Genomic DNA, 11,969 nt, shown 5'->3' on the forward strand with positions numbered 1-11,969 from the left:
AAAAAAGCTACTGAAAACAGCAGCTCATTTTATTTAAGGTTTTATTTTGTTTGAATTAAAATTTTGAAAATAGAAATTATTCAGCTTCCACAACAATTCCTGAGGGCCTCCATTCCAGTAATAAACTTTATCATTTTTATAAATCTGATATAGATTAAATTTTTCCGAAAGAGAAAATTCTTTATTGGCACTCAATAATTGATTCGTTATATCTTTCAAGTAGATTTTCAATTCTTTAGCGCTGATTTTCTTTCCATTTTTAAGATCAATATTAGATTTATTTTCCGGAATTTTTACCATCACCTCATAATAAACTTCAGAAATATCCTGACTTTGAGAATAGTCGTTTCGCATCGTTTCCATATTTTTAATGGTGTAACGCGCAGATTTAAATCTATCAAAAAGTGCATTGAAGTAATTTTTAACATCCGGCTCGCATTCTTTAGCTACATTTTCCGAAAATCCGGATAGAAACAGATTGGTCAGTCCTTTCAGTTCTTCACGATAGGCAGTTTTCATATCAACTTTATAGAGACCTTCCTCGCCAATAAAATTTTTAAGATAATCATTAAGTTCTGTTAATGACTGATCGTTGTGCTTTACAAAAGCATTAAAATACAAATCAAATACTTTGTCAGGCTTTAAAACATTCGTCTGTGCCCTCAGATTCTGAACACAGATCAGTACTGTAAGTAACAGCACATTTTTGATCCATCCCATAGTTTATATTAATTCTCAGTGTTTAAGCAAAAAAAAGCTCTTGAATCTCAAGAGCATTATAAGTGTAATTTTCTTTTAAAAGTTTTCTTCTTCTCCTTTCATTTTTTCGGCATTTTCTGCCATGATTACTGCATCGATCATTTCAGAAATATCGCCATTCATGTACGCATCTAAGTTGTACATAGACTTGTTGATTCTATGATCGGTAACTCTTCCTTGCGGATAGTTATACGTTTTGATCTTTGCAGAACGGTCACCCGTAGAAACCATGGATTTACGTTGTGCAGCAATATCTCCCTGCACTTTCTGCAATTCGATATCATACAATTTTGTTCTCAACATTTCCATTGCTAGTTCACGGTTTGCTAACTGAGAACGTGCCTGCTGACAAACAACTACCAAGCCTGAAGGTTTGTGGGTTAACTGAACTTTAGTTTCTACCTTGTTAACGTTCTGACCACCAGCCCCACCTGAACGCGAAGTCTGCATTTCGATATCAGCTGGATTTAGTTCAAAATCGACTTCTTCAGCTTCCGGAAGAACGGCAATTGTGATTGCAGATGTGTGAACTCTACCTTGAGATTCCGTTTCGGGAACACGCTGTACACGGTGAACTCCCGATTCGAATTTCATGACTCCGTAAACGCCTTCGCCTTCTACTTTCATGATTAATTCTTTGTAACCTTTTGCAGCTTCGTTAGAATCTGTTACTTCATGTCTCCATCCTTTCGTTTTGAAATACATAGAATACATTCTGTAAACATCTTCCACGAAAATAGCAGCTTCATCGCCACCTGTTCCCGCACGAAGTTCGACAATTACGTTTTTATCATCCGCAGGATCTTTAGGAATTAATAATACTTTTAATTCTTCTTCCAATCCCGGAATTTTTTCCAACGCTTCGTTTTTCTCGATTTTTGCCAATTCAACAAAATCTTTGTCTGATCCGTCAGCAATGATTTCATCGGACTCTTCGATCGTATCCAAAGCTCCTTTATATTGATCGTAAACTCTTACAATTTTCCCCAAATCGCTATATTCTTTGTTCAGAGAAGAATATCTTTTCTGATCAGAAATAACATCAGGCTGTATAATAAGGTCTGCAACCTCATTATATCTTTGTTTTATAGCTTCTAATTTTGGAATTAATGATTTAGACATTATGAAAATTTTGTGGGTGCAAAGATACGGATTATTAATTCAAAACTCAATAACCCATCGCATTACATTATTTTTTCTCGCAAAATATTGCGGTTTGTCATTCTGAATGAAGCGAAAGCGTAGTGAAGAATCTATTTTTAACTCAAAGTTCGCTAAGTTTTTATTTGAAATTATTGAAAATATTTTTTGTTCGCAAGGGCGTTTCACTCAGCAAATGATAGCTGATTTTTTAAATTAAATCAACAGTATTTTTGTCATTCTGGAAGAATATAAACAGTTTTTAAAATTGTGAATGTCCTTTTGTCTTGAAACAAAAGAACGAAAAGTTCAAGACTTGGAATCTGAATGCTAAAAATAAATTCTGTTCTCTAAAAATTCTAAAACTCGCGCGATTTCAAGATTTGTTCTTCGATACAGAATTTATCTCGCGCTCAAACAGTAGAATTTTCTTAACATTCACAGATTTTATTTTCTTTACGCTTCAGCTTCCTATGTCGAAAGAGATCCTTCGACTTCGCTCAGGATTACATCGCTAATATTAACTGCTTAATTAAATATTTGATATTTAAAACCCAATTAAGCCAGTGTCAGTCTGAGCGGAGTCGAAGACTTTTACCGTAAATAATATTAATAATTCAAAAAAATCAAGAATCAAGCTTTAGGCTTTAGGCTTAGTAATTTTCCTATCAATTAAGTAAAGAACAATTCCCAAAGCAACAATTCCCAATCCAATAATACTTTCCTTTGGATTGTGGATAAATGTGAAATACAAAATATAAACACTAAACAAAAGAAAAACCGTCGGGAAAATGTAAAATAAATTTGATTTAAATATTTTTAGGTCACTTTTTTTAATAAAGAAAGCCGTAGAAATTGCTAGACTCGCAAATAATTGAAGAATAAAAGCCGTGTACACAAAGATTTCTTTAAAACTTCCCGTTAAAATAATCAAAGTTGCAATGGCTGCATGAGCAAAAATCGCTCGAACCGGAATTCCTTTTTGATTGGTTATTGACAAACTTTTCCACAATTTATTTTCCTTTGCAAAAGCCTGTGTTAAACGCGATCCAACCCATAAATATCCACTGATGGTTGCGATCAATTGCAAAGCGATAAAAACATTCACTACTTTTCCGAAAGTGTAACCGAGCATATTGTTTGCTGCTTCTCCCATCACATCTTCTTTTCCAGCTAATTGATTTACGGGAGCGTGTTTTAGCATGATAAAATTCACCAAAAGATAGCAAACAGTTACGAAAACCGTTCCGACAATCAGTGATTTGGGAAGATTTTTTTGAACATCTTTTATTTCTCCTGCAATGTAAGATGCAGAATTCCATCCTATGTATGAATACGTTACAAAAACCAAAGAAGTTGCAAAAGCAGGAAGCATAATTTCTTTTTGCCAGGAATTATCTAAATTTAAACTATTTCCGATGGTTTCCGATTCTGAAAGTCCGACTCCGAGAATAATTAAAACAATGATAAAGGCAATTTTAATAAAAGTAAAAAAATTATGAAATCGGCTTGAAGCTTTTAAACTAAAGGATAAAAATATAGAAACCAAAAAAATCACACCAATAGCAAAACCATTTCCAAAAGAAAAATTGAAAGCAGAAAGATATTTCGACATCGCCAAAGCCGCCAATGCGACGGGTGACGAAAATCCGATAATCAGGGAAATCCAGCTTACCAAATATCCCAAAAGCGGATGGTAGGTTTCTTTTAAATAGATAAAATCTCCGCCATTTCCTTTAAAATGAGATCCCAATTCGGCATAGCAAAAAGCTCCAAACAAAGCCAAAATTCCCCCGATGACCCAAAGTAGGAATATGCTGTATGTATTTGTAATATCTGCCAACTGAAAACCCAATGTTGTAAAAATCCCCGTCCCGATCATATTCGAAACGACAATGGCAACGGCGGTTTTCCAGCCAATCTGGTGTGAAGTAGATTCCATTTAATTAAAATGTAAAATTAAGCCTTCCGAAGAAATAATTCCCCAATGTTCCCATTTGAACCGGAGCATATTTGAAAACACCATAATACGAATTTTCATAGATCTGAAGATCAGGAAAAACATCGAAAACATTGTTTGCACCGATTGTAAGATTAATATTTTTCGTAAAATCATAACCAACACTCACGTCCGTCACAACTTTTGGAGTAAATTCCTGAACACCGCCGAAAGGATATCCATCTCTGATCACTTTTCCGAAATACGTATTTCTCACCAGGAAATTAAATTTACCAATTCCATAATTTAAGCCCAACGTTGCTTTTGTTTTTGGTGATAAACTTTCGATGATATTAATTTGATCCGGTCCGAAAAATTCATCTTGAGGTGTTTGAAGATTTGCCGGGAAATGGAAATCTGTGATTTTTGTTTCCGTATAATTTCCGGCAAGATTGATGTTTAAATTTCCACCACCTAATTTCCAGTCGTATGAAACAACCAAATCAACACCTTTTGTTTCCGTGTCGACTGCGTTGGCGAAAAACCTTCCGCTTTCTACACCATAAACCGCCAATCTGTCGTCGGTAATATTACTTGTGATGACAATTCTGTCTTTCACTTTAATTAAATATCCATCCAACGTAACGAAAAGACCTCTTGCAGGTCTTAGGGTAAATCCGGCGCTTCCGTTGACAGATGTTTCCTGTTTTAATTTATCAAAACCAAGAGCTCTTGCCGCTTCACTGTCATTATTAAAGATTCCTTTTGTAACGATGGAATTTCCTGTTGTAGAAATGTCCGCATAAGAATTATTAAAATATTGCTGCTGTAAAGACGGCGCTCGGAAACCAGTTCCTACCGCTCCACGAATCGCAAAGTTCTTTACAAATTCATATCTCAAAGCCAATTTACCATTCAAAGTGCTTCCGAAATCTGAATAATTTTCGAATCTTCCCGCTAAATCAACATTAAATTTTTTATTTAAATCATAAGAAACATCTGCATAAACTGCGGTCGAAGTTCTTGATTTTCTCAAAGCATTTTCCGGTGAAAAACCAATGAATGACTGAGATCCTCCCGCTCCGATAATATCAGCAGAAGGCGTTGAAGCTGTTACAACATTTCCGTAAATATCGTATCTCGCATATGATGATTCTTGTCCGGATTTGATTTCATATTGTTCGAATCTGAATTCTCCACCGAAAGCAATGTTGAAGTTTTTAATATTTTTTGAAACATCAAGATTAACTGTATTTTGAAGGAAACTGTGCGCCCCTGCTTCAAAACTTGTCGGAGATTTTGCGCCTAATGAAGCATTTACCGTGTTGCTCACATCATAATTGAAAGTATTGCTTCCGAACGTATTGCTTAGATCAAAAAACCAATCGTTTTTGTTGTATTTTGCTCCTACAGCGTAAGAAAAATCGTACACTTTCGATCCTAAAGTCGGCTGAAAACCATTTGGAAAAATGGATGGTACATTATTCGAAGTTTCGCTTGGAAGCCTTCTGAAACCGTATCCCTGACCTTCTTTTATGCTGAAACCTCCAAAAGAATATAATTTAAACTGATCATTAATCGGATATTCTGAATTAAAAAACAATTGCGCCTGTTTGATTTGTGCATCTCCAATTTGGAAATTGAAATCGTCGCGAGTTAATCCATTTTGAGCAATTAAAGCATCATCATAAGCCCTTGAAATTTGCGCACCTGTTCCTCCGTCAGCAGGATCGGCAAATGGATAAGCAAAAAAATTCCCATAACTTCCGGTGGCAATCGGTGAAACATTTGGTAAAACTATTCCATTAGCTGAAATTGTTCCCCCATTATTAACGACATTCAGATTTGATTGATCGTAAATAATCAAATCATGATTCTGCGTTCTTGTCGTTTTTCCTCTATAATTTAATTGTAAAGATAAATTGATGTAACCATCTTTTTTACCCAAAGAAGTTCCGTAGTTCGCTCCGGCTTGGTAAGTTTCGCCATCATTTCTCCCTGTAATTCCATAATTAAGAGTTGCAGATCCGCCAATATTTTTTTTCAGAATAATGTTGATAACTCCCGCAATCGCGTCAGAACCGTACTGCGCTGCTGCTCCATCTCTCAATACTTCAATTCTGTCGATGGCAATGACCGGAATTGTACTCAAATCTGTTCCGACAGAACCGTTCCCAACTGTGTTCTGATAATTCACCAAAGACGTTGTGTGTCTTCTTTTTCCATTCACCAAAACCAAAACCTGATCCGGTCCCATTCCTCGCAATGTCATCGGATCGATGTGTTCTGTACCATCCGAAGCTGACTGGCGAACTGCATTGAACGACGGAATCACGTAATTCAATAAATCCTGAACGGAAATTTGCGGTGAAGATTTTTGTATTTTTTCGATATTGATAACATCTACTGGAACTGGAGTTTCCAGCTTTGTGCGTTTTGCATTTCGGTTTCCGACGATGATAACGTCTTCAATTTGTTTTTCTTTTTCCTGTTCCTGAGCCGATACGAAAACCGCTCCAAGCAATAATATAGAAATGCTTAGTTTCTTCATCTCTTGTTTTTTGCAAAATTAATAATAAACCCGAACGGATCAAAATCCGCCTACAAAGACCGTCAAGAAAATGGAAAAATATTAAGAATATGCTTCACTTATCTTCCCCCGATTGGGTTGGAATTAGCACCTTTACACGTTTGGAAATGTGTCGGTTGCTAAGGTTTCACAGGGCCAAATCCCTCCACCTTTCTTGATAAATCTAGTGCAAAGGTAGAGTATTAATTTTAATTGACAAAAAATCGCAAATTTTTACTGTTTTTGAATCCTTTTTCGATTGTGAATAAGTTGTGGATAACGCGTGAATTACCTGTTAGCTAGGCGTGAATTGCATGTGAGTTATCAAAATTCAAATATTAACAAGTTATTTTTTAAATGTGAATAAGATATGGATAACGTCTTAATAAGCTATTAACAAGCCCAAAAAATTTGTGAATTTCTATGCGGAAAACCCTGTGAATTACGTGTTGAAAAGCCGTTAGTTTCTTATGAATAAGCATTAATTTAAATGTGAAAAAAGTGTGGACAAACAAAAAAAGAGATCACTTGCGTGACCTCTTTGTATGGTAATCCTCAGACTTATCCACAGGTTATTTCACAATCATTTTTTGAATTGCAATTCCTGTATCTGATTTTAAATGAACTAAATATGATCCCGCAGGATAATTTGTTTTCAATTCATATGTTCCGTTTTCATTGGTAAGCTTAAATGAATCCATCTTTTTTCCACTCATATCGTAGATTGAGATCTCCCCATTCTTCGCTTTGTGGTAAATTAATTTAGCCAAACCATTTTTTACAGGGTTATCCCCAATTTGAAGCGATAATGTATTTTCTGCATTCACATTGACTGTGGATAAATTCGTTCCCGTATAATTTCCGAAAATTCTGAATTCTCCCGGTTGAAGAGAAATCGGAGTCGTTGTAGAAGCCACTGTAAAGATTGAATTGTCCATTAAATTCTGCCATTGCCCAGTATAAGGAAAATACGGAACAACATTTTGAGTTGCCGTTGTGTAATTCGCCAATACAACAACGTTTTTAATTCCCAAAGTCAACGTATTATCGTACACGAAGATCCTTGTAATCAATCCGTTTGGATCATTTGTTAAGTTATTGGATTCAACTGTATATGTTTTAGATTTAAAAACAGGATGTGCATTTCTAATGTTGATAATTTTAGCCCAAGTATCATAAACTGCCTTTCTATTGGCACTTGTATCATAGTTTAAAGTGAATGCAATTGGTTTTTCATCGGTTCTGCAACCGTTATTAATAGAACCATCTGCACATCTATTGATGCTAAACTCATACCCCAATTCACCAAACTGCCAGATCATTTTGGGACCAGGAATTGTAAAAAATGTAGCTCCAAAAGTTTTCATTCTATCAAGTGCCGTATTTAAGTTTTTAACATCATAAGAACCATTCACCGCACCATACGCAAGATTTTTAAACATCAGTCTTTCCTCGTCATGACTTTCACCATATCCAACCGCTCTCATTTGCGAAAACCCATGAAGCTCATGATCCATTCTGTCGAAATTGCTATTTTCCTTATAACCCATCGTATTTTGGTTATAAGAACCATTCTGATTATTCCACATCATTACACCCTTACCTTCCGATGCCTTATAATTAGCCCATTGCTGCTCTTCCTGATCTGTTCCCAAATGCTCAAAAATCATATAAGAATTCGGATCCAGCGCCCACTGTTTATCGGCATAATCTTTAAGAATATCTAACCTGTCCTGTTGATAAGCATTGGTACAGTTTTCATCATTTTCAGAACAGTTTTGAGTGAAACCTTTAGTCAAATCCCAACGGAATCCATCGATTTTATATTCAGTTAACCATTGCTGCAATGTTCTTTCAACGTAATATTTAGTCGAGGGACTTGTATGGTTAAAATCATTAAATACATTATACGAATGTTTGGGAACCGTATTAAAATAAGGATTGTTAGCTGCCACATCTCCATAGCCGTCGCCATCAGGATCAACATTCCAAAGTCTTACCAACGGAGAACGACCCGTTGCATGATTGAAAGCAACATCCAGAATCACTGCAATACCATTTTGGTGACAAACATCTACAAATTCCTTAAATTTTTCCGGCGTCCCATAGGCTTTATCTAAAGCATAATGAAAAGACGTATTATATCCCCAAGACAGATTTCCATCAAATTCCATAATAGGAAGCAGTTCGATTGCATTAATGTTCAATCCTTTCAAATAAGGAATTTTAGCAATTAAAGACTGCCAGTTTTTTTCCTGAGTAAAATCTCTTAGCAACAATTCATATACTACAAGATCCTCTTTTGCCGGACGCTGAAAATTGTTTACCTGCCAATTGTAAGGCGTTTGACCTGTTTTAAACATTGAAACCTCAAAATCCTGTCCAGTAGGAAATATTGGTAAGTTCGGATAAGTAGTAGCCGAAATCCATTGATCATCATAAGAAGATAAAATCTGTGGTGAATAAGGATCTGCCACTTTTTTCAAATCATTAGTTCTGTATTGGAAAGTATACAGTTGCTGAGGAGTCAGTCCGTTTAATTCAATCCAGTATAGATCAGGATTTGTCGTATCTCTTTTCATTAAATAGGCATCATTCACCGCCCAGTTATTGAAACTTCCGATTATGTGAACGAAATTTTTAAATGGCGCATACAAAGCCAATCCCACCTTGGTATTATCTGTAGGGTTGTAATTAATTCCCTGTCTTATCCATCCCGGAATTGCTTCAGAAACAACATTTCTAGGAACTTGTAAAGTAAATGTTGCATTTTTAGATGAAGAACCTTCCGTAGCAATCAGTTCCATATTAGCATCTCCCGTCACAGTATAGGCGTAAGAATAGGAATTGGAAGGCGTTGATGTCGAATTCACAACTGTTCCGTTGGCTTTTAGCTGGAAAGTTGAATTCACATTGGTAGTTGCTGTAACATTGATTGAATTCCCTACAGGAACCGATGTCAAGCTATTTGCAAGAGGATTGGTAAGATTTAAATTTAAAACTCCAACATTCACAAAACTATCTCCCGTTTGGTGTCCTCCTGTTTTATCTTTTAATAAAAATCCGAATCTTCCGATTCCGGTTCGGTTATAAAAAGTGGTTGGCGTAAAAGTTAAGGAATATGAATCTGTCGCGTTATTATATACCAACTTGTTCGCATCGTTGGAATCTCCCCATTGTCCGTTTGTAGGGCAATCCTGACTGTTTTGGTAATTAGCATCCAAAGACCAAGTCCAAATATATATCGCGTTATTGGTAACTCCCCAGGCGGCTTCATCGATCTGATCTCCGGGAACCGTTAAGGTAATCTGATCCGTCTCATTGAACGGATTTGGTGTAATTGTATAGTTGATCTGCCCAAAAACCAGAGCCATGATAAACAACAATATACCCGAATAAAATTTCTTCATAAAGTTTTAATTTTTTTGTTAGTACTATACTAAAATAATTTATTTTTTAACAAATAATCATATTTCAGTCGGAAAAGACATAACTCAGTGCTTAAAATAGTATGCAAATCTTTGTACTTTCAAAATTTATAAAATTCTAAAGCTCAGGTTTGTCTATTTCAAAATACGTATTGTCCGTTTCACCTTGTTTGTAATTTCTTAGCAATCTTTCGCGAACTACTTTTGAATTATAATTTAAAATCTAAACCATTATGTATCCCTATTCAAAACCTCAGCAGATTCAGAATATTAAAAAATATTTAGCAAGCGGAATTCTAATTTTACTTTTCAATTTAGGATTATCACTAAACGCTCAACAAAAAACAGAAGGCTCTTTAGGAACTTTAAAGCAGGTCAATGCAGGCGTTTTAAACATTGGCTATACAGAAGCAGGACCATCCAAAGGAACTCCGGTTATTCTTCTTCACGGCTGGCCTTACGATATTCACAGTTATGAAGAAGTTGTTCCGCAACTTACTGCCAAAGGATATCGTGTAATTACTCCGTATTTACGGGGTTTTGGAACCACCCGCTTCCTTTCTGACAAAACCATGAGAAACGGACAACAGACTGCCGTGGCTTTAGATATTATTGCTTTGATGGATGCTTTAAAAATTGATAAAGCCATTATTGGAGGCTTCGATTGGGGCGCAAGAACCGCCGACGTAATGGCTGCACTTTGGCCTGAACGTGCAAAAGGACTTGTTTCTGTAAGCGGCTATCTAATCACCAATTTAGAAGCCAACAAAAAACCGCTTCCTCCGAATGCAGAATTAGGATGGTGGTATCAATATTATTTTTCTACCGAACGCGGCGAAAAAGGCTATGCAGAAAACACGTATGATTTCAATAATTTGATTTGGAAAACGGCTTCTCCAACCTGGAATTTTGATAAAGCAACGTACGACAGAACAGCTCAATCTTTCAATAATCCAGATCATGTGGCGATCGTGATGCACAATTACCGTTGGAGATTATCTTTAGCAAAAGGTGAAGCACAATATGATAAATTGGAGAAAAAGCTTCAATCAAAACCAAAAATCAATGTTCCGACAATTACGATCAGCAGTGATTTTGACGGAGCCGCTATTGATGGAAAGGCATACAAAGGACAATTTACAGGAAAATATTCTCACAAAATTTTAAATAAAATCGGGCATAATGTTCCACAGGAAGATCCAAAGGCTTTTGCGGATGCGATTGTGGAAGTGGATGGGTATTCAAAATAATTAAAAGATCCTCTCATTAAAGATAATTACAATACTTTGAATTAAAAAGCAATTTTTCTTTTGTCTTAACACAAAAGAAACAAAAAGTCAAGACTTGGAAAATGAATGCTAAAAATTAAAACTTAATCCTAAAATCCCCAAAATTTGCGCGAATTCAAAAGTTTTTCATCTTAACTAAATTTCTCTTGCGCTTCGAACAGTGGGAATTTTTTAACGGATTAATTTCCAATTTTCTTAACGCTTCATTTTCCGACGTTCATGATGACAAGGATAAATTCATTTCAAAATAAATTTCAATCAATAAAAATCTTAAAAATGGAAAATACAAACATCATTCAGGCAGAAAAAGTTTTATACACAGGAAAAACACATACTACAGGCGGCAGAGAAGGATTCTCTAAAAGTTCGGATGGTAATTTAGATATAAAATTATCAACACCCGGAGGTTCGGAACCGGGAACCAATCCGGAGCAGCTTTTCGCCGCGGGATGGTCTGCTTGTTTTATCGGCGCTTTAGGAATTGCCGCAAGAAAAAGAAAGATTAAACTTCCTGCTGAAACCGCAGTAGATGCCGAAGTAGATTTATGTTTAAACGATGATGCCTACTTTTTGCAAGCCCGATTGAACATTAGCCTTCCAGGAATTGATAATGAAACAGCTCAATTATTAGCCGAAGAAGCGCATCAAACATGCCCGTATTCAAAAGCTACGAGAGGAAATATCTTGGTTACATTACAAATCTCATAGTCTATTCATTTATATTAAACAAAAACCCGCACTGTGACGAAACAATGCGGGTTTTACTGCAATTTAAAAAATGAACTAGCGCTGACTTTCAGACAAAGGTTTATGGAGCAGACCTTTGAATTCAATCAAACGTTATG

At 35.8% G+C, this 11,969-nt stretch carries 7 protein-coding genes and 1 riboswitch; of the genes, 2 read left to right on the top strand and 5 right to left on the bottom strand.

Going from position 1 to position 11,969, the window contains the following annotated elements:
- Positions 1 to 33 precede the first annotated feature (33 nt).
- From OXQ85_RS11595 to OXQ85_RS11615, 5 genes are all read right to left on the bottom strand, one after another.
- A complete protein-coding gene (locus OXQ85_RS11595) occupies positions 34 to 720 on the bottom strand; it encodes a hypothetical protein (RefSeq protein WP_267404720.1) in 687 nt (228 codons plus the stop codon).
- Positions 721 to 795: 75 nt separating this feature from the next.
- The gene (gene prfA, locus OXQ85_RS11600) at positions 796 to 1,881 is read right to left on the bottom strand and encodes a peptide chain release factor 1 (RefSeq protein ID WP_267404721.1); all 1,086 of its coding nucleotides are present in this window, start codon (positions 1,879 to 1,881) and stop codon (positions 796 to 798) included.
- 658 nt (positions 1,882 to 2,539) lie between these two features.
- A complete protein-coding gene (locus tag OXQ85_RS11605; protein ID WP_267404722.1) occupies positions 2,540 to 3,841 on the bottom strand; it encodes an amino acid permease in 1,302 nt (433 codons plus the stop codon).
- A gap of 4 nt (positions 3,842 to 3,845) precedes the next feature.
- Positions 3,846 to 6,389 (bottom strand): TonB-dependent receptor, encoded by a 2,544-nt coding sequence (locus OXQ85_RS11610; RefSeq protein ID WP_267404724.1) that lies wholly within the window; start codon positions 6,387 to 6,389, stop codon positions 3,846 to 3,848.
- A gap of 95 nt (positions 6,390 to 6,484) precedes the next feature.
- Positions 6,485 to 6,592, bottom strand: a riboswitch (SAM riboswitch).
- Between the two features lie 387 nt (positions 6,593 to 6,979).
- Entirely contained in the window at positions 6,980 to 9,817 is a 2,838-nt protein-coding gene (locus tag OXQ85_RS11615) for an alpha-amylase family glycosyl hydrolase (protein WP_267404726.1), read from the bottom strand.
- Positions 9,818 to 10,068: 251 nt separating this feature from the next.
- Here OXQ85_RS11615 and OXQ85_RS11620 point away from each other — a divergent pair, with 251 nt between their 5' ends.
- Positions 10,069 to 11,085: an alpha/beta hydrolase gene (locus tag OXQ85_RS11620; protein ID WP_267404728.1), complete on the top strand. Its 1,017-nt coding sequence runs from the start codon at positions 10,069 to 10,071 to the stop codon at positions 11,083 to 11,085.
- Between the two features lie 315 nt (positions 11,086 to 11,400).
- On the top strand, positions 11,401 to 11,832 hold the full coding sequence (locus OXQ85_RS11625; protein WP_267404730.1) for an organic hydroperoxide resistance protein: 432 nt from the start codon (positions 11,401 to 11,403) through the stop codon (positions 11,830 to 11,832).
- The last annotated feature ends 137 nt before the right edge of the window (positions 11,833 to 11,969 follow it).

The organism is Chryseobacterium sp. GM_Chr_2, assembly GCF_026540445.1.
GTDB lineage: Bacteria > Bacteroidota > Bacteroidia > Flavobacteriales > Weeksellaceae > Chryseobacterium.